The following is a 24,173-nucleotide window of genomic DNA, read 5'->3' as shown; positions in this document are numbered from 1 at the left end:
CATGTCAAATAAGACTATTATTGAGCGGCCGATTTATCAGTATTTACAGTTGATTACAGTGGTATTTCTAAGCAATTGTTGTTTTATCTTGTTCTTGTTGCCTTTTTTACTTTTGTTTTTTAATACGCAGATATCAATTAGCAATATTATGATTTATTGTGTTGCTTTGATACCTACATCACTCGGATTTCAAGGACTTTTGGGAACGATGCTGATTTTTGAAAGAGATAAGAGCGTAAATCTGTTGCATGATTTTTTTTCAGCAGTAAAAGATAATTGGAGGCAGTCCTTCCTGTTCGGTGTTGTGTTTTTTTCAGGAACTATGATTCTGCTGGTAGATATACTACATGCCATTACTGAAGCATCTTGGCTGCTGCTGGGGATATACGTGCTGTTGTTGCCTTTTTTTGTCACTTATTATTTACTTATCATGATATTAACTGCCAAATACGCTATGTCTATAAAAGAAGTATTAAAGTTGGGTGTCTATACCATGGTATTTCATTTTTCGAAGAGTGTGAAAATCTTCAGCTGTATTGCCTGTTTGATTATTGGCTTTTGGTATGCACCATCGCTTAGCTTCTTGTTTATTTTTGGTTTGTTTGCATGGTTGTTAGTAAAATCCAGTCAAAAAATATTTTATGTTTTGACGAGAGAATTGGGAGGGAAACAGTGAAAAAAGCAGTATATGTGATGATGTACAGCTTGTTGTGTGTGTGTTGGACAGGCTGTACCCCAAAAGACAACCAAGCTGGTCAGTCAACAACGGCCAGTGAGAACTCAAAAGAGTATTTGTTCTCTTTTGAAGAAATTGAACAGTTTACGTTGGAAAAAGAAGGACAGTTGGCAGAATTTGAGTTAAATCAAGCGAACTGGGGGTTGAAAGCCGGCGGAGAAACATTAATTGATCAGGAACAAGTTAATGATAAAATTACTAAACTGCTAAAAACTGCAGGCAAGGCGGATAATACATTTAAATTGGACCAAGGTACAGAATTGTTTAAAATTATCACGTCAAAAGAGTCAGTTTCATTTTATAAAGAAAAAGATGCGTATTATGGCGTAATAGGACAGGACTCCTACAGGCTTGCTAATTTTGATGCTATGTCGGACTTATCGCCAATATATTTTATCGGGGAGCCGTTATTTGCTGAAGCAGAGGAAGAACTAAGCAAGGTAAGTTTTTCTACAGATACTAAAACATACTTTATGACAAAGGATAAAGGCACTTTATCGGATGTTGAGACAACACCCTTTATTAGCGGCTGGTATTTGCATAATTACTTTAAGTCGCCGCGTTCTGTGGAATACTATACGATGGAACAGATTTTGACAAACGCGGTATTGCTGCCTAGCCAGAAAATTAATTCAATCCCTGAAGGAAGTGAGAAGTTTATGCCGGTAAATGTCACATTTGAGTATCATGACGGCGACAACAGGCAGTTTTCAATTGTTGCGTATAGTGAAGCGGCTCAAAGCTATTTTATTGAGCATGAGAGTGATATCTTTGAAGTACCTAAAAATCTGGCTTCAGTCTTCGTAAAAGAAGGCTTACAGTTGGTAGACCGTTTTCTATATATACTACCGTTGGATGCTGTAACAACCATTGATATCCAGCAAACTGAAGGGAAAAACTTTCAAATATTATTAGAACATGAGGTGACATCATCAGCTAGCGCTTCAACTTTTTATTTGAATGAGCAAGAAGTCAATGAAGATGTGTTTAGAAAAATGTATCAGTACATTGCAGTGCTTGCACCTTTAGAAGAAATATTTCCATCGAAAGAAACGCTGAAAGAGGCTGCTCTTTCGCTAAAAATAACCTATACTTTTATTGATGAAGGAGAAACCCAGACACGCACACTGGTTTTTTATGACACTGGTGAAAAGGACACATATTTGTGCGAGCTTGAGAATAAAGAGTTTTATTCAGTGTCCAAACAGCAGTTGGAAGACATGTTGCATGAAATACAAAAAATAGCTGGTGATTAGTTAAAAAGAGGTTAGCCCATAAATCCTCATTGATTATTTTTGAGACTTATGGCTGAGCCTCTTTTTGTATTTAGAAATGGAGGATTTGGGGTAGAAAAAGGTTTTTCCATGTAAAGTATCTACTTTTTATGATACTTAGCACTAAAAAGTAGGAAGACTTATTGTATCCGCTTTCTGTAAAATTATAGTAGAGCAACGAGAGAATAAGTGGAGGCGAGTACAATGGAATATCCAGCAGAACCAATTTCTGAAAACGAAAGCAGAAGGAAAGTCAAAAAGAGAATAACATGGAGAGAATTAAAAAATCAGAAAATCCTGATTTTGATGGTTGCTCCGTTTATTATCTGGTTATTAGTTTTTTGTTATGCACCGCTGATGGGATGGTTAATGGCGTTTCAAAATTATAAACCTGGAAACGGGTTGATTTTTGGACAAGAATGGGTAGGACTAAAATATTTTAAAGAACTATTCAATGAGCCGCAATTCTATACCGCTCTAAAAAACACGTTCGGCATGGGGATTTTAGGTCTGATTTTTGGATTCCTGAGCTCAATCACCTTTGCGTTATTTCTAAATGAGTTAAGATTCACCAAATTCAAAAAACTAACACAAACAATTTCCTATTTGCCGCACTTCGTTTCATGGGTAATCGTCGCCAACATTGTCACTACTTCTCTTTCTCAATCCGGTGTTGTTAACAACCTGTTGATGTTTTTAAATGTGATTGATACGCCAATCAATTTTATGAGCGATCCTGGGAAGTTTTGGGGGATTGTAACAGCAGCTGACGTCTGGAAAGAGATGGGCTGGAATGCCATTATTTATTTTGCGGCAATGGCTTCGGTTGATCAAGAAATGTATGAAGCAGCTAAAGTGGATGGAGCTTCTAGACTGAGACAAATGTGGAGCATTACACTACCGTCAATCAGGCCAGTCATTATGGTTTTGTTAATTATGAGTATTGGTAATTTGATAAATATCGGTTTTGAGAAGCAAATGTTGTTGGGGAATAATATTGTTCAAGGCAAAGCGTTGGTAATTGATAAATATGCTTTAGACTATGGAATAGGTATGTTTAGATACTCTTTTGGTACTGCAATTGGTATTTTTAAATCTGTCATCAGTGTTATTCTGATTTTTGTGTTTAATCAGATTGCTAAAAAAACTGGAGAAGGCCAGCTGATATAGGGGGAAGCTATTATGAAAGTAAGGAAAAAAAGAGATTTTACATCTATGGATGTTCTTATTGCTGTCTTTATGTTAGGAGTCATTATTATTACCCTGTATCCTTTTTTAAATGTGCTGGCAACATCTCTGAATGATGCTACAGATACAGCCAAAGGTGGTTTGACTATCTTTCCGAGAAAGTTAACATTGGTAAACTATAAAGAAATTTTTTCAGGCAATAGTCAGTTGTTAAGGGCGTTCAGCAACTCGGTGCTAAGAACCGTTATTGGTACGCTGGCGGGTGTCTTTAGCAGTTGTGTGTATGCTTATGTCATCAGCCGCAAAGATTTTATGTTTCGAAAGCAGGCAACGACTTTACTGATACTGACAATGTATGTCAGCGGTGGGCTAATACCAACTTATCTGGTTATTCGAGGGTTGGGGTTAATTAATAATTTTGCAGTTTATATATTACCAATGCTTCTCAGTGCATACAACGTCATTGTTATCCGTTCTTTTATTGAGGGGCTGCCCGACGCTCTGGAAGAGTCCGCTAAAATCGATGGGGCAAATGACTTAACGATTTTTTTTAGAATTATATTACCTCTTTGCAAACCGGTTATTGCAACGGTGGCATTGTTTATAGCTGTCGGTCAATGGAACAGCTGGTTTGATACGTATCTATATGCTAAAACCAATAATAATTTAACCACGTTGCAATATGAATTGATGAAGATTTTGGATAATGCCTCTGCACAAGTTTCTGCTGGCGGTCAGTCAGCGACAAGTAGCATGGAACTAATGAACAAAGCCAAGACAACACCAGAATCAATCAAGATGGCAATTACGATTATTGCTACAGTGCCAATTGTTGTAGTGTATCCATTCTTACAAAAGCATTTTGTTTCAGGTTTAACTTTAGGAGCAGTAAAAAATTAAAAATATAAATGATTAGGGGGAAAAACAATTGAAAAAGAAAAAAATGTATGGTGCCTTGCTTTTGACAGGTGCTATTCTGACCTTAGGAGCATGCGGTTCAAATCAAAAAGCTAAGGGCGGAGACGGGGATGTCACAACACTGACGTTTTTTAGTAAGGACTTGCAGAAGGATGATGACTTTGATAATCCGGTTGCCGAGGAAATCACAAAGAAAACAGGAATCAAGCTTGAAATTTCACATCCGGTAGGCGGGGATGAACAGGCGATTCCATTGATGATAGCGAGCGGTGACTATCCTGACATGATTTTCGGTAAGGGGGATTTGAATAAACTGATTGACGCGAATGCAGTAATCCCGCTGGACGAAATGATTGAAGAAAAAGGAGATAACATTAAAAAACTATATGGTGATCAACTTGACCGATTGCGAAACAGTCTGTCTGATCCTCAAATTTATCATCTGGGAACTGGCGGTGTGGAAAATGCCTATTATAAAACAAGTGGTACTTTTTCAATACAGTTAGATGTGTTAAAGGAACTTGGGTATCCTGATATCAGAACACTTGATGATTTTGAAAAAGCTATTACAGCTTATAAAGAGAAGTATCCTGAAATTGATGGACAAAAAACATTGGGCTTGTCTTTGCTGGGGTCAGATTGGCGTTGGCTGATTACTGTAGGAAACCCTGCTGGATTTGCTGCAGGATTACAAGATGACGGTCAGTGGGCAGTGGACGAAAAAACTGGGGAGACAGTTTACAAATTCCAACTGCCAGAATTTAAAGAATACTTTAAATGGCTGAATAATATGAATGCTAAGGGACTTCTGGATCCAGAATCATTTACACAAAAAGAAGATACTTATATTGCTAAACTCTCTTCAGGCAGAGTGTTAGGGATTGCTGATCAAGACTGGAACTACCAAGACGCTGTCAAAAATTTGAAAGCGGACGGCAAAGACTGGAGATTGTATGCACCTCTGCCAGTGACATTGAATGACAGTCTTCTTTCTCAAGGGGTAAAGGACTACGGATTTACCGGAACGACGGGGATTTCTATTTCATCCACCAGTGAACATCAAGACAAGGCTTTTGAGTTTTTGAACTGGATGGCATCTGAAGAAGCACAAATTCTGACCAACTGGGGTGTAGAAGGTGTCAACTATGATGTGACAGACGGCAAACGAGTGGCGAAGCCAGAAGATTTGAAGGCATCTCAAACAGATACAAACTATCAAACTAAAACAGGAATTGGTGCTTACGGCTGGCCGTTCCCGCAATGGGGAACAGCAGCGGTTGATTCAACTGGACAGAGTATTTCAAGAGATACAAAAGAACAAGTCATCAATGATTTTACAGCTGCTGAAAAAGAAGTGTTAGCTGAATATGATGCTGAACTATGGGTTGATTTATTCCCTAAACCGGAAGAATTAGGAACATCGGCTCACGGGAAAGCATATGAATATGTGCTTCCGTCAGAAAGTGATGCCAGTATTATTCAAGCCAAGGCAGATGATTATGTCACACAAGCGATAACTAAAGCGATTTTAGCAACTCCGCAAGATTTTGATAAAATCTGGGAAGAGATGCAAGATGAACTTGAAAAAATGGGTATTGAGAAAGCAAATGCAGAAATGACCCAATTAACACAGGACCGGATCAAACTGTGGAGTGGTGATTTCAAAAAATAAATAATGACAGTGAGAAGAGGCAGGTAATACTATGAAATATTCAGATGGCGGTTGGTTACTCAAAGACGGTTTTTCTGTGGATTATGCAGCGCATGTTTATGATGTGTGCTACACAGAAGACACTTTGTACTTATATGCACCGTTTAAATTTACAGGGCATAAAGGACATTCTCTAGACGGGGGTATGTTCACTATTGAGATCACATCTCCTTTAGCAGATATAATTTCTGTCAAAATGTATCATCATAAAGGTTCTGCACAGAAAAAAGCGGCCTTTGAGATTAATAACCAACAGCCGCATGTGACAATTGCTGAAGACGATGACAAGTATACTTTTTCTAGCGGGAAATCTTCCGTTGAGATAACCAAAGGTGAGCAGCTGTCCATGGTCTATAAGAGAGACGGTAAAGTCTTGACAGAGAGTGGTCCTAGAAGCAAGGCATATATTAAAGATGATATTGATCAAATCCACGTATCTGAACAATTATCTATCGGTGTGGGCGAATATATCTATGGCTTGGGAGAAAGATTTTCAGCTTTCATTAAGAATGGACAGACAGTGGATATTTGGAACGAAGACGGTGGGACAGGTACTGAACAAGCCTATAAAAACATTCCGTTTTATATTAGTAATAAAGGTTATGGTATTTTTGTCAATACACCAGAGAAAGTTAGTTTTGAAGTCGGCAGTGAAAAGGTTTCTAAAGTCCAGTTCAGTCAACCAGGCGAATCCATGGAATATTTCTTTCTGGCAGGAGATGATATGAAGGATGTGCTGACACTATATACGACGTTGACTGGCAAGCCCGGCTTGCCACCCGCATGGTCTTTTGGTTTATGGTTGAGCACCTCGTTTTTAACAGATTACGATGAGGAAACAGTTAATAAATTTGTAGATGGCATGATTGAACGGGATATCCCGCTGGAAGTTTTCCACTTTGATTGTTTGTGGATGAGAGAGTTTGAGTGGTGTAACTTCACATGGGATGAACGTACTTTCCCAGAACCGGAAAAAATGCTGAAACGTTTGAAAGATAAAGGGTTGAAAATATCCATATGGATCAATCCTTATGTTGGGCAAAAATCTCCTTTGTTTGATGAAGGGATGGCGAACGGTTACTTCCTGAAACGTCCTAATGGAGATGTCTGGCAGTGGGACAAGTGGCAGGCAGGCTTGGCCATCGTTGATTTTACTAATCCGGCAGCAGTGGACTGGTATCGCCGCAAACTGAAAACATTGCTTGATATGGGTGTTGACAGTTTTAAAACAGACTTTGGCGAACGTATACCAACAGATTGCGTGTATTATGACGGGTCATCACCAGAAAGCATGCACAATTATTATGCTTATTTATACAATCAAGTAGTGTTCGACTTACTGAAAGAAGAACGGGGCGAACACGAAGCGGTCTTGTTTGCCAGGTCTGCTACGACTGGTTCACAGAAGTTCCCTGTTCATTGGGGCGGAGACTGTACATCAGATTATCCATCGATGGCTGAATCGCTGCGGGCAGGTTTGTCATTCGGTATGAGCGGCTTTGGCTTCTGGTCCCATGATATCGGCGGATTTGAAGCCGGCTGTACACCAGATTTGTATAAGCGCTGGACTCAATTTGGATTACTCTCTTCTCACAGTCGCTATCATGGCAGTTGGGAATATAAAGTACCATGGCTTTATGGTGAAGAAGCGGTCGATGTCACTCGGAAATTTACGAAACTAAAGCTTTCTTTGATGCCATATATCATGAAACAGGCACAAGTGGCAGTGGATCACGGGCTTCCGATGATGAGAGCAATGGTGTTGGAATTCCCAGAAGACAGAAATTGCCACCATTTGGATCAACAGTATATGTTTGGTGAAAATCTGTTAGTTGCCCCCATCTTCAATGATAAAGGAGTTGCAGAGTTCTATGTCCCTGAAGGCAGATGGACTAACTTTTTGACCAACGAAAGCCATGAAGGCGGTAAATGGTATCAAAAAGAGTATGGTTATTTGACGATGCCTTTACTAGCGAAACCTAATAGCTTGATCGTTACAGGTCAAGACTCGGAAGGAGCAGTTTATGATTATGCTAAACAGCTAGTCGTTCATGCTTTTGAGATTGACGGAAAGGCGGCTGCTGAAGTGACCGATCAGCTAGGCCAGACTGTTGGATCAATCAGCATTGAGAAACTGTCAGATGAGAGCTATCGTGTGCAGACTATGGGACTAGATGAAGTCAGTGTTGTTTTCCGTAATAAACAGCTAGCAAGCGGTGAAGTGTGTGACGAAGGAACATTAGTCAAACTCACAAATACGGAACAAATCATTAGATAAAAGCTAATCAGTGTAGTCTGTTTGACAAAAAGCGTGACAGAAACATTTGTCACGCTTTTCTTTATAACAGGCATAACATGGAGGGAAAATATGACGATGATAGAAAAGATACTACAAGAGTTAACATTAGAAGAAAAAATCGGTATGGTGCATGGGGACGGGTTGTTTCAAACGAAGGGTGTCCAGAGGCTGGGGATTCCCCCAGTAAAATTTGCTGATGGTCCTATGGGCGTGCGTAAAGATCATCTTCAGGATCAGTGGCTGCCAGTAGACTTATCCTATGATTATGTGACTTATTTTCCTAGCAATAGTTGTTTGGCAGCAACTTGGAACCCCTCTTTAGCTGAACAATTCGGCGAACATTTGGGCGAAGAATTTAGGGGGAGAGGTAAAGATGTGGTTTTGGCACCGGGGATCAATATCGTTCGGTCGCCTTTATGTGGACGAAACTTTGAGTATATTAGTGAAGACCCGTATTTAACTGGTGCGATGGCAGTGCCTCTAGTAAAAGGGATTCAAAGAAACGATGTAGCGGCTTCTGTTAAACATTTTGCGTTAAATAATCAGGAGACGCGGCGGTTGGAAGTAGAAGTCGAAGTAGGGAATCAGGCACTATGGGAAATTTATTTGCCAGGATTCTATCAGGTCGTAAAAAGAGCCAAGGCGATGTCTATTATGGGGGCTTATAACCGGTATCGCGGTGAGTATTGCTGTGAAAGTAATTATTTGTTGAATGATATTTTAAGAAAGCAATGGGGTTTTGAAGGCATGATAGTTTCAGACTGGGGTGGTGTTCATGACACAGAGAGATCTTTGCTCAGCGAACTTGACATTGAGATGAGTGTGACGAATAATTTTGACGATTATTTTCTGGCAGAACCACTGAAACATGCAATAGAAACCGGTGAGCTTGCTGAGAAAGAGCTAGACAAAAAAGTAAGGCATATTTTGAGAATGATGGAAAAATTGAAAATGCTTCCTGGTCAAAAAAGAAAATCAGGCAAATACAATCAGATTGCGACTCAGGATTCGATTTTAAAAATTGCACAGGAATCAGTTGTTCTTTTGAAAAATGAAGAAGCAGTTTTACCAATCAAAGATTCTGTCGGGAAAAAGATTTTAGTCGTAGGAGCCAATGCTGATAGAGTCCATTCGACTGGTGGCGGCAGTGCGGAAATCAAAGCGTTGTTTGAAATCACACCGCTGCTAGGTATTACCATGTCTGCCGGTGGCAATAGTACTGTTGAATTTGTCAAAGGTTATGAAGCATCTGAGATGGTCAATCCTTTTGATACTAGTTGGCAAGAGAAAAGTACCGAAGAAGGCTTTTCAATGGTCCAACAGAAAACGGTACAAGAAACGGATCGCCGATTGATAGATGAAGCGGTTGAAAAAGCAAAAGAAGCAGATATTGTCATATTTGTGGGCGGTTTAGATCATAATCATGATACTGAAGGAAATGATAGAGAAAGTTTAGAATTGCCAGATGGTCAAAACGAATTGATTCAAGCTTTATTAGCAGTCAAACCTGAAACGATTTTAACATTTGTGGGCGGTTCGGCAGTGACGATGCCCTGGATCGACGAGGCTAAAGCGGTGGTCTGGTCTTGGTATGCTGGTTCACGTGGCGGTCAAGCGCTAGCGGATATTTTGTTTGGTAAAGTAGCACCTTCCGGAAAGTTACCTGTCACTTTTTACCGCAACCTGTCAGATTGTTCTGCTCACAGTATCGGGGAGTTCCCGGGAGATGAAAAAGTCTCTTATAAAGAAGGTGTATTTGTTGGCTATCGTCATCAAGATGCATTTGATATCGAACCGCTGTTTCCATTTGGTCACGGCTTAACCTACACGAGATTCGAACAAAAAATATCAGCTGTAGACAGGTTGGCCGACTCATCAGACACTCTGATAAGAGTTGCCGTTTCGAACACAGGAGAAATAGATGGTCATGAAATAGTCCAATTATACGTGGAAACTGAAACAGACGGGAAAAAATATAAAGAGTTGAAAGGCTTTAGTAAAGTGTTTGTTCCTGCCGGCGACACAGAAGAAGTAGAAATCGTCCTGCCGGATGCTAGTTTTGCAAGATTTGAAGGAGATCGATTTGTTGTCCACAGTAAAGATTATGAGGTTTGTGTTGGCAGTTCATCAAGAGCCATTCATGATCGTACTAAAGTGGCAGTCGCACAAAAGTTCAGCTATCAGTTGGATTAAATCATAAGGAGAAACAATGGCTATGATAACGTTAAATGAAATTGAGGAAACTATCTCCAAAGGGACGTTTAAGGATACCTGGGAGTCTTTAAGTCATTTTGATGTACCGGGATGGTTTAAACAAAGTAAGTTCGGTATTTTCATTCATTGGGGATTATATAGTGTGCCAGCTTATCGCAATGAGTGGTATGCACGAAATATGTACATCGAAGGATATCCGGAGTATGAACATCATCGGAAAACATACGGTGATCAGGACACTTTTGGTTTTCAGGATTTCATTCCTTTATTTAAAGCAGAAAATTTTGATGCCGACCAGTGGCTAGAATTGTTTAGAAAAGCAGGTGCACAGTATGTTGTTCCGGTGGCAGAACATCATGACGGCTTCCAAATGTACAGTAGCGGACTTTCCCAATTTAATGCAAGAAACATGGGTCCCAAAAGAGACGTTTTAAAAGAGCTGCAAGAAGCAGCTGAAAATCATGGTCTTCATTTTGGCGCTTCTTCTCATCGGGCAGAGCATTGGTGGTTTTTTGGCAATGGCAGGAACTTTGCCAGCGATGTGTCACGGGAAGCTGACGACCGTAACAGCATGTATTGGCCGGCAATGCCTGAAAGTGATCATCAGATGTTAGATAGTCGACCGGAGCCTGACGATGAATTTGTAACAGACTGGCTGCTGCGCACCTGTGAATTAATAAAAGATTATCAGCCGGAGATTGTCTATTTTGACTGGTGGATTCAACATCAGGCATTTGCCACAGCTCTGAAAAAAGTCGTAGCTTATTATTATAATATGGCAGCTGTTTGGGGAAAAGAAGTAGCTATTTGCTATAAACACGACGCATTAGCTTTTGGCAGCGGGATTCCAGAAGTAGAGAGAGGTTTATTCAAAGAACCAAAACCTTTTTATTGGCAAACAGACTCAGCGGTTGCTAGGAATTCTTGGTGTTATACAGAGACACTGGATTATAAAGAAAGTCATGAAATAATCAACGACTTGATAGAAGCCGTATCGAAAAATGGCAATTTGCTGTTAAACATTGGGCCAAAAAAAGATGGGACGATTCCCGCAAAAGATAAGGAAATACTTTTGGAAATCGGCAACTGGCTTGAAAGAAATGGTGAGGGTATTTATGACAGTAAACCTTGGCGAATAAGCGGAGAAGGCCCTACGGAACTAAGGGAAGGGCAGTTTCAAGAAGATTATCAGCGAGCTTATACCAGTCAAGATATCCGCTATACGACTAAAGGCAGCTATGTGTATGGTTTTGTTTTAGGTGATACCGAGCGTGAGGAGTATCTTCTACCAGCACTGGGAAAAACTTCGGATCAGAACAACTTGACGTTTCATCGTCATGTTCAGGAAGTTGAATTGTTGGGAGAAGGACCTGTGACTTATTCGCAGGAGGACAACGGTTTATCAATATATATTGATTTCCAACGAAAAAACAGACAGCCTAATATGCCCATCGTGTTTAGAATCAAAGTGATGTCATAGGGAAGGGAAGACAATGAGTGAAGAAAATGTTTAATGAATTTTTATATGGTGGAGATTACAATCCGAATCAGTGGGAGCGAGAAGTATGGGAAGAAGATATGCGCATGTTTCGGTTGGCAAATATCAACTCGACAACGATTAATGTTTTTTCATGGGCACAAAATCAGCCTTCAGAAAATGAGTATGATTTTAGAGAGCTTGATGAGATTATTGAGCGGTTATTACGAGAAGACTCACAGATTGTTTTGGGAACATCAACAGCAGCTTTGCCCGCATGGCTATTTATGCGCTACCCAGAAGTAGGAAGAGTTGATTTTGAAGGACGACGTCACAAATTCAGCCACCGCCATAATGCTTGTCCCAATAGTTTAGTCTATCAGAAATATGCTAAAAAAATGGTGGAGCTCTTGGCACAGCGATATAAAGACCATAATAATATTGTGTGCTGGCATATCAACAACGAATATGGCGGCGAATGCTATTGTGAAAACTGCCAAAAGGCTTTTCGTGTCTGGGTAAAAGAAAAATACGGGACAATTGAAGCTGTGAATAAAGCTTGGAACATGGAATTTTGGGGACATAAATTATACAGTTTTGATGAAATTGTCGTGCCTAACCTTCTAGGAGATGGTATTCATTCAGAAGCAGCCTCCTTTACAGGTATTTCTTTAGACTACTGTCGTTTCATGTCAGACAGTCTTTTAGAAAATTATAAAATGGAAAGGGATATTATCAAACAGTATGATCCTGATACTCCATGCACAACTAACTTGATGGGAACTTTTAAAGGACTGGATTATTTCAAGTGGGCCAAAGAACTGGATATTGTTTCTTGGGACAATTATCCAAGCTATAATACACCATGGAGTTTTGTAGCGATGAGCCATGATTTGATGCGGGGGCTGAAAGACGGACAGTCATTCATGCTGATGGAACAGACACCTTCACAGCAAAATTGGCAGCCGTTTAATTCGCTCAAAAAGCCGGGACAGATGACCACTCAGAGCTATCAAACAATCGCACATGGGGCAGACACGATCCAGTTTTTCCAGCTGAGACGTTCTGTCGGTGCCTGTGAAAAGTTTCATGGGGCAGTGATCGAACACGTGGGACATGAGCATACACGTGTGTTTCGTGAAGTTGCCGCATTAGGTGAGCAACTGCCTAAACTTAAACCGATTTTGGGTATGGAGAAAAAGAGCAAGGTTGCGGTCATGTTTGATTGGGACAATTATTGGGCATTGGAGTTCACTATCGGTCCAAGCAAAAATCTAAAATATGTAGACCAAATCCACCAATATTATCAGTTCTTTTATGATCAAAATATTTCGGTAGATATGATTTCTCCTGACAGTGATTTTTCAAAGTATGATCTAGTAGTTGCTCCTGTCTTGTACTTAGTCAAGGAAGGTTTGAAAGAAAAATTAGAGAGCTACGTTTCTGCTGGCGGTCATTTTATCACTACTTTTATGAGCGGTATCGTTAACGAGAGTGACAATGTACATCTTGGCGGCTATCCCGGACCGCTTAGACAATTGGTTGGTGTTTGGGTAGAGGAAATCGATGCTCTTGCCCCCGAACAAACCAATAGTCTGGAATTTAATGACGGCGAGACTGGAACGTGTGGTCTGCTATGTGACTTGATGCATCTTGAAGGTGCGGAAAGTCTGGCTGTTTATACAAGTAATTTTTATGAGCAAACGCCTGCAATAACTAAAAACAAGTTTGGTCATGGTCATGCCTGGTATGTTGGTTCGCAGCTGGAGAAAGAAACACTTTATAAGATGCTGCAAGAAATCACTGCTGAAATAGGATTGTCTTCAGTTGTTTCAGATGCAACAGAGCTTGAGGTATCGATCCGCGAAGACGATGATCAGAGATTTGTTTTCATCATGAACTTTGGGAAACAAAACCAGGTGATACCGAAAGATTTTGTCGGCAGTGAGAACGTGTTGACGAATCAACTGTTGATGGAGGAGACGGTTGTCCAGCCTTATGAAACAGTGATTGTTCACGAGTATAAAAATTAATAGTGTCAGTTATAGAATTGCTAAATGTATGAGGTGAATTGATGATAAATGTTACTGATAATAAGGAGTTTCATCTGTCTAACGGATTGATTAGTTACATTTTCAGGATAGACGATCAGACAAAGTGCCTAGAGCAACTTTATTTTGGGAAGGCAATCAAGCACCGTTCAGACTTTTCCCATTTAATCGAAAGAGAAGTCAGACCATCCAATAATTTGTCAGAAGGGAGTCAAACAAGTTCTTTAGAACATATCAAACAAGAATATCCAGTGTTTGGGACAACAGATTTTCGTTATCCGGCTATCGAATTGACGTATCCTGAGGGAGATACAATCTCAGCTTTTGACTATCAAGGTCACACGATCAGTTGTGGCAAAGAGAGGGTCAAGGGTCAACCTGCCAGCTTTGGCAATGATGACGATGTGGAAATTCTGCAAGTGCATCTAAAAGATAGATATTCTGATATCGAATTGTATTTGATGTATGCTGTTTATAAAAATCTGCCTATCATCACAAGATGGGTAAAAATAAAAAATACTGGTCAGATACCTGTCCAGTTGAAACGTTTTTTAAGTCTTTCTTTAGATTTACCTAATGAAAGTTTTGAGATGGTGACACTGAATGGTGCTTGGGCAAGAGAAACCCATGTCAATAGACAAGCGCTGCATCAGGGAGTGCAGTCCGTTGCAAGTACCAGAGGAGCCAGCAGTCATATTAACAATCCGTTTCTGGCACTATGCATGCCGGAAACTACTGAAGAACATGGGAATGTCTATGGGTTCAGTTTAGTTTACAGTGGCAATTTTTTAGCACAAGTCGAACTGGATAGTTATGATGTCGCTCGAGTTACAATGGGGATTAATCCGTTTCAGTTCTCGTGGAAATTGGCTCCAAACGAAAAATTGACGAGTCCTGAAGTGGTGATGACTTATTCAGAAAATGGTTTAAATGGGATGAGTCAATCATTTCATGAGTTTTATCGTCAACATCTGATTAATGAGCGTTGGCGCGAACAGTCGCGTCCGGTACTCATTAACAACTGGGAAGCAACCTATTTTGATTTTGATGAGGATAAAATTCTAGAAATCGCAAAAGAAGCAAAGGCCGTTGGTGCCGATCTGCTAGTGCTGGACGACGGATGGTTTGGAAAACGTGACAGTGACAACGGCTCTTTAGGGGATTGGACGGTGGACAAACGGAAATTACCAGGTGGACTGGGTCGTTTAAGTGCTAGGATCCATGAACTTGGGTTGTCTTTTGGTCTTTGGTTTGAGCCGGAGATGGTTTCCAAAGATACCGATTTGTATGCTCGTCATCCTGGTTGGATATTAGGACATCCAAAGAAAAATATTTCACATGGACGCAACCAATATGTTCTAGACTTCAGCAATCCACTTGTTGTCGAAAACATTTTTGAGCAAATGGATGCAGTTATTTCTTCGTGCCAAATAGATTACATAAAATGGGATATGAATCGCTATATTTCTGAAGCATTCTCGACTGTTTGGGAAAGTGACAGACAAGGGGAAATCAGTCATCGTTATATTTTAGGGGTCTATGAGTTGTACGAGCGTTTATTAGATAAATATCCAGATATGTTAATTGAGTCATGCGCAGGCGGCGGCGGGCGCTTTGATCCAGCGTTGCTGTACTATGCCCCTCAAACATGGGCAAGTGATGATACAGATGCGGTGGAAAGACTGAAAATCCAATACGGTGCTTCAATGGTATATCCGCTATCATCCATCGGGTCCCATGTGTCAGCAGTACCTAATCATCAGGTTGCACGGATGACTTCTTTGAAAATGCGTGGAGAAGTAGCCTATTTTGGGACCTTTGGCTATGAATTGGATATCACTCAATGTACTGATGAGGATAAGGAAATCATCTCTCAGCAAGTCCAGCAGTTTAAAAAACATCAAAAGCTCATTCATTCAGGGAAATTCTATCGTTTGCTGAGTCCGTTCGACTCAAACGAAGTGGCATGGATGGTAGTTTCTAAGAATCAGCAGGAAGCGCTGGTTGGTTATTATCAAATTCTTAGCAGACCTAATCCTAAATACTATCGTTTGAAGCTGACGGGACTAAATGAAAATTATCAGTATGATGTATCAGGGAAAGGGATTCATTATGGCGATGAGTTGATGTCTGTAGGATTGCTCTTCGGAGAAAATTATATTGGCAGGGATAATGAGTACTGGCAAAGAGACATGCCAGGTGATTTTAATAGTCGCCTGATTTATTTAAGAGCTGACAATAAATAGCTGATATGTGAATTTGAATTTTTTTGCTAGTTATACACCACAATCATATATGGAGTTTGATTGTGGTGTTTTTATTTCCCAAGTAGATAGTTTGGTTATAACATGCGTCAAACAATTTCATAAGAAAATCTTAGAATTATCTTAAATAGTACTAAGGACTGATAGCTATGCTTCCATCATGTTGTATAATCACTTCAGGAGGGATATTATGAAATTTATGAAAAACCTTTTAATAAGCGGAGTGTTAACGGCAGGTTTGATGCTTAATACCAGTGTCGCATCAGCAGCCGACAGTCAGATAAAAGCAAAAAATGAAGGCTGGGATGTTCCCAGTGTGGCTTTGGGCAACGGTCTGACTAATGATGAACGTCTTAAAACATTGGAGCTCTTGGGTGTAAAGGAAAAAGATTCTTTCAATGAATTTACTGTAAATGGCGATGATCTTGTGAGATATGTGACAGATGTTCCAGAATTCACCAGTGCGTCATTAGCATACAGCAGTGCTCACATTGTTCGGACCAAAGATAATTCGGGCGTCAACGTTGAAATAGTCACACCCCAGAATATTACAGCACGGACGGAAGCCAATTACCGGAATGCGGCCATTACTTCAGGAATTTATGATGCAGACATCAGAATCGCCAGTGTCCGTGTGATGGATGGCAGCGGTGCTTTGGCTGGGATTTACAAAATATATGACGAAGTGGACCCGGCGGCGAGCGAAGCGGAAAAACAGGAACGTGCCGCCAGTCGAGATGTTGCTCAGAAAGAAAGTGCTGTAACAGCGGAAATCACTCAAGCCAATGAAAATGCCGAAAATTTTTCAGACGAAAATCTGGCTGTAGCAATGGCTGATATTAAATTGGAATTACAAAAAATCAATGAAAAGCTGGATCAGCTGAGCGAACCGGAAGTGAGACAGGAAATCACACAAATCGTTCAAGTTGAACTTCAAAATCAAGGATTGTCAGAGATTGTGACACCTGAACAACAAGATAAAATCGTGGATACTATGGTTGCTTTCCGGAACTCCCCTTCCATTGACAATGAAAATCTTCAGGCTCAATTAGGAGAGCTGAAAGACGATATTATGAAAAATGGCAAAGATTTTCTAGATAATGCCAAAGAAAAATTGACCAGTGAAGAAACTAAAGGCTTTTTAAGCAATCTTTGGAATAAAATCACCAGTTTTTTCAGTAATTTGTTCGGTTAAAACTTTATTAAAAATAAGACATAAGCCTTTTATCAAGGTCTGTGTCTTATTTTTTTGTGCTGGATAACATTTTGAGATGCTTGCTTCAAATAAAAAAACAGAGGCATTAGGATGTTCTTTGCTCCATACTTGCACTGGAAAATCGCATAAACTATCTCATTTCTTATTAAGATAAAGGGGATTTACAGAGAAGGGCTGTGAGCAAGGTGAAAAGCACCGTTCTCACAGCCGCAACCATTTTTAAAATTTCCGTTTCAGCAATAATAATGACGTCTGTGTCATTCGCCTATTAGAATAAACTTTTTTAAAAAATTCTGCTCTGTATCATTTTAAGGCAGTTTTTTAGTGTTTTCTTCTCCGGTTTGTCTTAGATTTCCATAGAGATAATCCTGCGGCAGCGCTCATTAATCCGCCTATAGCTGAATAAGCAATGGTTGCAGTTTCCCCAGTCTGCGGCAGTTTTTTGACTACAGGTTTGGTAGTTTTTTTATGTTTAACAATAGGTGTTGGTTTAGCGTCTGGAGCAGGAGCCTCTGGTTTTGGTTTTACCGGATCTGGCTGGTCTGTTGGCTCAACGGGATCAACTGGGTCGACAGGGTCGACAGGGTCAACAGGGTCGACAGGGTCAACAGGGTCGACAGGGTCAACAGGGTCGACAGGGTCAACGGGATCGACCGGATCGACCGGATCGACCGGATCAACAGGGTCCACAGGATCAACAGGCTCAGCAACAAATTCTCCCCATCTGATTTCGTTGATGGAGTCACTTCCTAGTCCGCTGTTTAGGATGATAATGTTTGAGCCGTCTTCGGCTTTCACCACGGTAATAGTATATTTTAGAATCACCGTGTTGTTGCCATTTCCCTCTTGAACGAAGAGAGTGAAGGTTCCAGCAGGTACATTTCCTTCGCCAACAATCGCCCAATCTTTATTCTCTTGAACTTTGAGGGTGATACTCCAATCTTCCCCACTGAACATTTCCGTTTGAGCGCCTTGGCCGTTTGATGTGTGCTTTGGCAAACCTTTTGCTTCTTCCACATTTCCCCAACCGTTGCCGACCTTTATCCCTTCGGATTTTTCAAAGTTGACATTGGAATCTGTGACGGTCGTATCATCAGTACTTTCATCTGGCTGGTTTTCTGTGCTTTCAATGTTTTCCTGCTGCTCGGTAGTCGAAGTAACAGTTTCTGCCAGGTCTGCTTCCGTCGTTTCTGCTGTAGCGGTTTCATTTTCACTTTCATTTTCAATTATTGTGGTCACAGCCTCGGCAGTTGATGTCTCAGAGACTGCTGTTTCCGGTATTTCGGTTTCAGTAGTTGGCGTTTCTATTGGTGCCTCTTGACTTGGTTCAAAGGGAACTGTTTCGGCAGCGGTTACATTAGGTGCGTCATTTTCGCTAGTCAGTGTTTCAGCAGCTGCTGTCCCTGCATTTGCGAGTAATAAGCCCACCATTAACCCCCTTGAAAGAAAGGCAAGCTGTTTGGATCCTCGGTTTTTCTTGCTATCATCCGTCATTTTTTTCAATATTTTTCTTTTCACCATTAGAACCTCCTTGTGTATAAAAACGATTTCAACATTACAAAAAATATACTATTAATGATCTTTTGCGGCGTATCGCCCCCTTTTGGCATTTCATTACCGTATGAGTCGGTCAACTATATAAAATCGTCAAAAGGTCAGCGGTTTAAGTACAGATACTTAACCAAATGAGCGATAGTAACAAGAAAGCTTTGTTCATGGAGCTGAATGTTGAGAAATAATGATGGGCATTTAAGTAGCAAAATGATTTTTTATAAGTGCTGTGACAGGAATCGCATTGTAAAATCTGTAAAACAGCGAGGGGTCGTTTTGTGATTTTGAAAAAGTAAATCGGATGTACTTGGTTGAGAAGTGGCTATTAATGACTTCTAGCGGCATTTTGGTTTTCCCTTGAAAGTATTTTGTGTCGTAAGAATGCTGCTGATTTCTTCTGAGGTTTAAGCGTTCGTTAAAATTATGCTGAAAACTAATCCAGTTAGAGTTGTGTAATTAATTTTTTTCAGATACCAGCCCTATTGGAGAAGATAGATTCGCTTCGTTTGAAAGCCTTGTCATTTTCGGGAAAGCTTTAAAATTTTTTTGCAATCTATCCGCACAAATAGCCGGGAAAGCCAAAATTAAATAACTTCAAAACGGATATTTCTTTTTGCTTTATTGGATTATATAAAGGGATTTAAATTAAGTCAAACGATATGTAAAATGAACATAAAATAACTTAAAAACTTATATTTATTTATGATACACCTTTAGTGACTTTTGTTTGTTTAGATTTATATAAAAGGGGATAGATATGCTTAACGAATTTATCTGCTAAACTTTAAAAACATAAAATACGAATTAGTGAATTTAATGCACTTGACAACACAAAAAAGAAAATAAAGTCCTAAAAAAGGATGTATTTAGTTGCTGTATTTTTTTATATTTATTTTGGCATCATAAATAATGTTGGCCATCTAAAATGATTCAGATGTATATAAATAACAGTAATTAGATATCTTGTATTTGCTTATCTATTAATGGTTTTATTTTAATAAAAAATAAAAAGAAGTTAAAATCTAACCTTTACTATAATTTAAATAACAATTAAACGGATTTTGTTTAAGGGAAATGATGAATGGGAAAACAAGACTACAGGGTAAATAAAATGGGGGGGTTGTCAACTGGATTTATGAAATATTAAGTAGGGAAAAAGTTTGTTTGGGGCATTTTGATTTAGAATGTATCATTTATCTTCTTTCTAAAACTTTACTAGAGAAATTTCTCTAAAATGAGCGTATGATAGAAAGGAGTAATGAAAATTTTAAAGCATTAGAAAGTGATGAATCATGAAACCCACAGTAACGTACGAAGAAGTATTGAAAGCAAGTGAAAAAAAGAGAATCGGATTTGTAGATGTCCGCAGTCCCGGAGAATTTCAATTATCTACCATACCGGGGGCAGTCAATGTACCTGTACTGGACAATGAAGCGCGGAAAAAAGTCGGGGAGTTATATACAAACGGACAAATCAATGAAGCGAAACAATATGGCGTGTCCTATACTTCAAAACATCTTCCGGAGATGTTCGACCGTTATCAGCAGCTGCTAGCGGTATACGATGAGCTGGTTATTTTTTGCAGCCGGGGAGGGATGCGTTCGGGGACGATTTTTTCTTTGCTAAAATCGCTGGGTCTGCCTGTCAGCCGAATCAGCGGCGGTTACAAAGCTTATCGTCATTATATTGTTCGGCAATTGGATGGACAGTTAGCCAAAGCAAAATTTGTCACTCTTTACGGACTTTCAGGCAGCGGAAAAACAGAAATCTTACAGGAACTATCTTCACAGGGAGCGAAAATTTTGGATATAGAAGGATGTGCCAATCACAGAGGATCATTGCTGGGAAGTGTGGGGTTGTCTGAACCCCATTCTCAAAAAATGTTCGAAAGTTTATTGTTTGAAGCCAGCCGGAAATGGGAACAAGGAGAGACGGTCTTCACTGAAGGAGAAAGCAGGCGGATTGGTAAAGTGGTGATGCCTTCAAGTTTAGCAGGGTCTATCCAGCAAGGGAGAAAAATTTTTATTCATGCATCTTTGGAGCACCGGGTAGCACAGATTCGCCGGGATTATGTTGATCAGGCGGAGTTGCCCGAGCTGATGGACGCACTAGGCAAATTAAAAAAAGTGATTAATGAGAACCGGGTGAATCAGCTGCAGTCCCAGTTGCAGGTGGGGGAAACGGAGACGGTCATAAAAACCTTGTTGACGTCTTACTATGATCCCCGGTACAGTTATCGCAAGAAAAATTACGATCAGTCGTTTATTAATTTGGATGCAGCTGCAACAGCCAAAGCCATTCTTGAATGGCAAAAAGAAGCAGAACAAAATTCATAAGTGACTGCTAGTTGTGCCGCTTGGCTATTTGTCATATAAGGAGAGACTGCTCCTAAAGTAATGAACAGAGAAACCCCCATGGAACCACTTTCTTAAAACAGTGATTTCATGGGGGTTCATTTTAAAACTTCACGATTATAAAATTTAAAAGTACTTACAGCTCAGCTTTGTTGAATTTTAGTTAGTCTAATTTTCTGGTATCCACTGAGAGTACAGGTCTTCAACTAATCCCACAGTATCTACGGTCAGCTTCTTGGTCATTACGGGACTATTCGTCCAGCCCTTGCTGAGACAGTCGTTCACGTGGTCGACTTCAAAAACAAATTCGCTGTCGTAGTCTGCTGAAATTTTTTCTTGAGTACCATCTGTGTAAGTGATGGTAGCTTCTTTGCTCCGCCAGAAAGTTGGGACATCGATTTTGCCTTTGGTACCGTGAACAGTCAATCTGCTTGGGATATCCAAGTTGACACCTAGAAAAATATTACCTAGGATGCCTCGATCAAACTGCAAGGAAAGAGTGCACATGCTATCTGTTTCACCAGGGTTGGCCACTGCCATCCCTTGATAGTTTTGGACAGGCAGATCCAAAAGATACTGCATATATTGAAGGGGGTAACTGCCGGAACCATGCAGGACACCGCCCCCGGCTTCTAGGGAATAAAACCATTTGATATGGTCGACGCTGGGATAGGTGGTCACGGATTGCAGCCACTTTATCTCTCCGATGACATTTTCCTGCAACGCTTTTTTTACTTTTTGGGTTAACGGCAGAAAAACGGATTTTTGTGCTTCCATCAAAAATAGATCCTTTTCTTCAGCCAGGCGAAATAAATCTTCCGCTTCGGACGTCTTTAGCGTAAAAGGTTTTTCGAGAAGGACGTGTTTATCATGGGACAGTGCCAACTTGGCTGCTTGATAGTGTCCTTTATTATAGATCGGGATATAGACGATATCAATGTCAGAAGACTGGCAAAGTTTTTCATAATCGTCATAGACTTTTGGGATGTCCAGTTCTTCAGCCATTGACTCGGCTTTGCCCGGAGTCCGGGAAGCGATAGCTGCGACTTCTCCCAGCTGACTTTGCTGGACACCTTTCACGAAACGGGGAACGATTTGAGCGGCACTTAAAATGCCATAGCGGATTTTTTTCATGTGATAGCCTCCTTTTAAGGGCGATACTTTATCATTTTTCATCAGGATGTGTATTAATCATCCCTTCTTTAAACATTATAACGAATAGTCGGGCGTTTGACAAAGACTAACAGATGATTAGGTGAAAAGTTTGTCTTCTCCTTTTTGTTCCGCCTTTGTCCGTAGATCAGCAGCAAATTTCGTTTGAGACTTACAGGCTTGATTTGGCTGAGAGTTTCCGTTCTTGCTCTTTATAAAATTTTGCGGATGAACAGTTTGAGAAATGTTTTTTTTAGATATCGGTGCTATACTTATAGTTGAAGGAGGCGTTTACAATGGTTGATACTTATAAGCGTATTTTAGTTGCAATCGACGGATCGGAAAAATCGGAAAAAGCCTTTCAAGAAGCGATTTCCATTGCCAAGAGGAACGATGCTAAGCTTTTTATCGCTGCGATTGTCAATGATGTGGAACTTACGACAAGTGCCTATGCTTTTTCAAAATTGTTGATTGAAGAAAAGAAAAAAATTGAAATGAACTTATTAAAGAAAATTGATGATGCCAGTAAGCGGGGAGTAGATGATACGGTTCCGATAGTGGAAATCGGCAATCCGAAAGAATATCTTGCACACATCATTCCGGAAGAACGTGATATCGATCTGATTTTAGTCGGTGCCACAGGAAAAGGAGCCATTCAACGGGCATTGGTGGGGTCTACGACTTCCTACGTGGTGACCCATGCGCCTTGTAATGTGATGGTAATCAGGTAAGCAAGTTGGGATGAAGGGGGATAAATTATTTATTTTCCCTGCATACCGGTCTAGTTACGAAAATCGTTCCAATAAAAACTAACTGTTTCAAAAATATGGGCGTGAAAATCATTTTAGTGATTTTCACGCCTTGTTTTATTTGTCGTCTTTTTGTTTGGACTTAACATTTTTTCTAATCGCCCGCCGTTTATACTGATCTACTAATTCCCGTGAAACCCGGATATTATCCATATTTTCGTCGTAGTTTTTCAAAACATAGGTCAGGAACAGCAGGTCAGTCAAAATGAATTGAGCCGTTAGCGAGCTGGTGGCAGCACTTCTCAACTCGGCTTCTTTTGATTTCACCGTCTGTAAGGAAAAATCTGCCTGCTTGCTGAGTGAGTTGGCGCCAAACTGTGTGATGGAGATGGTGCGCAACTGTTTGCTTTTGGCAATATCATTCAGTGTCAGCACTTCACTGGTTTCTCCGGAGTTGGACACACCGATGAACAGGGTCCCTTCCGGTGCGGATGTCAAGCTGGCAATCAGCAAATGGACATCCGGTTGGCAGATACATACTTTGCCGATCCGATTGAATTTTTGTGCGATATTTTCAGCGACCAAGTAGGAAGAACCGATGCCGTAAACATAGATGAAAGACGCTGCTGAAATCAACTGGACAGCCGAAGCCAAAGTATCATCATCTACAAGCTGGATCGTTTCTTTCATCGCCTGATAAGCATTTCCCAGCAGTTTATTTTTGATATCTTCCGGCGACTCGTCCGGGGAAATATCCGTGTACTGCTGAACGACAGGAGCATCTTTTTCCGCCGACAACTGCAGTTTTAAATCAGGAAAACTGGGGATGCCAATAGATTTGCAAAAACGAATCACAGATGCAGGGCTGGTATCAGAAGCTTTGGCCAATTCGCTGGCGGTCATTTTCATCACTTTTTCCGGCTCGTTTAAAACAAGCTGAGCGATTTTACGCTCAGACCGTGTCAAGTCGTCATAGATACTTTTCACACGATAATGGACATGCTTACTTTTCATTCAAT

General features: G+C 40.3%; 16 protein-coding genes. 13 read left to right on the top strand and 3 right to left on the bottom strand.

Annotated elements, in window-relative coordinates:
- The first annotated feature begins 1 nt into the window (after nucleotide 1).
- The 11 genes from AC4PHI_RS13085 (at nucleotide 2) to AC4PHI_RS13035 (ending at nucleotide 17,327) form a co-directional block, all read left to right on the top strand.
- A complete protein-coding gene (locus tag AC4PHI_RS13085) occupies nucleotides 2–676 on the top strand; it encodes a YesL family protein (protein WP_492200269.1) in 675 nt (224 codons plus the stop codon).
- Nucleotides 673–1,992, top strand: coding sequence for a hypothetical protein (locus AC4PHI_RS13080; protein ID WP_492200268.1), 1,320 nt, complete (start codon nucleotides 673–675; stop codon nucleotides 1,990–1,992). The genes AC4PHI_RS13085 and AC4PHI_RS13080 overlap by 4 nt, the downstream gene beginning before the upstream one ends.
- A 222-nt stretch (nucleotides 1,993–2,214) precedes the next feature.
- The gene (locus tag AC4PHI_RS13075) at nucleotides 2,215–3,180 is read left to right on the top strand and encodes an ABC transporter permease (protein ID WP_492200267.1); all 966 of its coding nucleotides are present in this window, start codon (nucleotides 2,215–2,217) and stop codon (nucleotides 3,178–3,180) included.
- Between the two features lie 45 nt (nucleotides 3,181–3,225).
- Nucleotides 3,226–4,098 (top strand): carbohydrate ABC transporter permease, encoded by an 873-nt coding sequence (locus tag AC4PHI_RS13070; protein WP_492200266.1) that lies wholly within the window; start codon nucleotides 3,226–3,228, stop codon nucleotides 4,096–4,098.
- A gap of 28 nt (nucleotides 4,099–4,126) precedes the next feature.
- Nucleotides 4,127–5,788: an ABC transporter substrate-binding protein gene (locus AC4PHI_RS13065; protein ID WP_492200265.1), complete on the top strand. Its 1,662-nt coding sequence runs from the start codon at nucleotides 4,127–4,129 to the stop codon at nucleotides 5,786–5,788.
- A gap of 31 nt (nucleotides 5,789–5,819) precedes the next feature.
- Nucleotides 5,820–8,105 carry an alpha-xylosidase gene (gene yicI, locus AC4PHI_RS13060; protein WP_492200264.1) on the top strand — a complete coding sequence of 762 codons (2,286 nt, stop codon included), beginning with the start codon at nucleotides 5,820–5,822 and terminating at the stop codon, nucleotides 8,103–8,105.
- Nucleotides 8,106–8,195: 90 nt separating this feature from the next.
- The gene (locus AC4PHI_RS13055; protein WP_492200263.1) at nucleotides 8,196–10,319 is read left to right on the top strand and encodes a glycoside hydrolase family 3 C-terminal domain-containing protein; all 2,124 of its coding nucleotides are present in this window, start codon (nucleotides 8,196–8,198) and stop codon (nucleotides 10,317–10,319) included.
- A gap of 22 nt (nucleotides 10,320–10,341) precedes the next feature.
- Nucleotides 10,342–11,820 carry an alpha-L-fucosidase gene (locus tag AC4PHI_RS13050; RefSeq protein WP_492200262.1) on the top strand — a complete coding sequence of 493 codons (1,479 nt, stop codon included), beginning with the start codon at nucleotides 10,342–10,344 and terminating at the stop codon, nucleotides 11,818–11,820.
- A gap of 17 nt (nucleotides 11,821–11,837) precedes the next feature.
- Nucleotides 11,838–13,850, top strand: coding sequence for a beta-galactosidase (locus tag AC4PHI_RS13045; protein ID WP_492200261.1), 2,013 nt, complete (start codon nucleotides 11,838–11,840; stop codon nucleotides 13,848–13,850).
- A gap of 41 nt (nucleotides 13,851–13,891) precedes the next feature.
- On the top strand, nucleotides 13,892–16,114 hold the full coding sequence (locus tag AC4PHI_RS13040) for an alpha-galactosidase (RefSeq protein ID WP_492200260.1): 2,223 nt from the start codon (nucleotides 13,892–13,894) through the stop codon (nucleotides 16,112–16,114).
- Nucleotides 16,115–16,322: 208 nt separating this feature from the next.
- A complete protein-coding gene (locus AC4PHI_RS13035) occupies nucleotides 16,323–17,327 on the top strand; it encodes a DUF1002 domain-containing protein (RefSeq protein ID WP_492200259.1) in 1,005 nt (334 codons plus the stop codon).
- A 342-nt stretch (nucleotides 17,328–17,669) separates the two neighbouring features.
- On the opposite strand, the gene AC4PHI_RS13030 is transcribed toward AC4PHI_RS13035, so the two are convergent.
- Nucleotides 17,670–18,869, bottom strand: coding sequence for an LPXTG cell wall anchor domain-containing protein (locus AC4PHI_RS13030; RefSeq protein WP_492200258.1), 1,200 nt, complete (start codon nucleotides 18,867–18,869; stop codon nucleotides 17,670–17,672).
- A 1,322-nt stretch (nucleotides 18,870–20,191) separates the two neighbouring features.
- On the opposite strand from AC4PHI_RS13030, the gene mnmH reads away from it, so the two are divergent.
- The gene (gene mnmH / locus AC4PHI_RS13025) at nucleotides 20,192–21,235 is read left to right on the top strand and encodes a tRNA 2-selenouridine(34) synthase MnmH (protein ID WP_492200257.1); all 1,044 of its coding nucleotides are present in this window, start codon (nucleotides 20,192–20,194) and stop codon (nucleotides 21,233–21,235) included.
- A 186-nt stretch (nucleotides 21,236–21,421) separates the two neighbouring features.
- Here mnmH and AC4PHI_RS13020 read toward each other — a convergent pair whose 3' ends face one another.
- Entirely contained in the window at nucleotides 21,422–22,387 is a 966-nt protein-coding gene (locus AC4PHI_RS13020; protein ID WP_492200256.1) for a Gfo/Idh/MocA family protein, read from the bottom strand.
- A gap of 314 nt (nucleotides 22,388–22,701) precedes the next feature.
- On the opposite strand from AC4PHI_RS13020, the gene AC4PHI_RS13015 reads away from it, so the two are divergent.
- On the top strand, nucleotides 22,702–23,136 hold the full coding sequence (locus tag AC4PHI_RS13015; RefSeq protein WP_492200255.1) for a universal stress protein: 435 nt from the start codon (nucleotides 22,702–22,704) through the stop codon (nucleotides 23,134–23,136).
- 135 nt (nucleotides 23,137–23,271) lie between these two features.
- Here the strand turns inward: AC4PHI_RS13015 and AC4PHI_RS13010 are convergent, their stop codons facing one another.
- Complete coding sequence (locus AC4PHI_RS13010; RefSeq protein ID WP_492200254.1) at nucleotides 23,272–24,168, bottom strand: MurR/RpiR family transcriptional regulator; 897 nt, start codon at nucleotides 24,166–24,168, stop codon at nucleotides 23,272–23,274.
- Between the last annotated feature and the right edge of the window lie 5 nt (nucleotides 24,169–24,173).

Source organism: Vagococcus sp. QWL-13 (assembly GCF_058683555.1).
The sequence above is the reverse complement of the archived record's forward strand: the minus strand, read 5'-3'. Positions and strand labels throughout refer to the sequence as shown.

What these genes read in the sequence shown, in the direction of transcription:
- AC4PHI_RS13085 (WP_492200269.1), top strand. Translation starts at nt 2, where the DNA reads ATGTCAAATAAGACTATTATTGAGCGGCCGATTTATCAGTATTTACAG.
- AC4PHI_RS13075 (WP_492200267.1), top strand. Translation starts at nt 2,215, where the DNA reads ATGGAATATCCAGCAGAACCAATTTCTGAAAACGAAAGCAGAAGGAAA.
- AC4PHI_RS13070 (WP_492200266.1), top strand. Translation starts at nt 3,226, where the DNA reads ATGGATGTTCTTATTGCTGTCTTTATGTTAGGAGTCATTATTATTACC.
- yicI (WP_492200264.1), top strand. Translation starts at nt 5,820, where the DNA reads ATGAAATATTCAGATGGCGGTTGGTTACTCAAAGACGGTTTTTCTGTG.
- AC4PHI_RS13055 (WP_492200263.1), top strand. Translation starts at nt 8,196, where the DNA reads ATGACGATGATAGAAAAGATACTACAAGAGTTAACATTAGAAGAAAAA.
- AC4PHI_RS13050 (WP_492200262.1), top strand. Translation starts at nt 10,342, where the DNA reads ATGATAACGTTAAATGAAATTGAGGAAACTATCTCCAAAGGGACGTTT.
- AC4PHI_RS13040 (WP_492200260.1), top strand. Translation starts at nt 13,892, where the DNA reads ATGATAAATGTTACTGATAATAAGGAGTTTCATCTGTCTAACGGATTG.
- AC4PHI_RS13035 (WP_492200259.1), top strand. Translation starts at nt 16,323, where the DNA reads ATGAAATTTATGAAAAACCTTTTAATAAGCGGAGTGTTAACGGCAGGT.
- AC4PHI_RS13030 (WP_492200258.1), bottom strand. Translation starts at nt 18,869, where the DNA reads ATGGTGAAAAGAAAAATATTGAAAAAAATGACGGATGATAGCAAGAAA.
- mnmH (WP_492200257.1), top strand. Translation starts at nt 20,192, where the DNA reads ATGAAACCCACAGTAACGTACGAAGAAGTATTGAAAGCAAGTGAAAAA.
- AC4PHI_RS13020 (WP_492200256.1), bottom strand. Translation starts at nt 22,387, where the DNA reads ATGAAAAAAATCCGCTATGGCATTTTAAGTGCCGCTCAAATCGTTCCC.
- AC4PHI_RS13015 (WP_492200255.1), top strand. Translation starts at nt 22,702, where the DNA reads ATGGTTGATACTTATAAGCGTATTTTAGTTGCAATCGACGGATCGGAA.
- AC4PHI_RS13010 (WP_492200254.1), bottom strand. Translation starts at nt 24,168, where the DNA reads ATGAAAAGTAAGCATGTCCATTATCGTGTGAAAAGTATCTATGACGAC.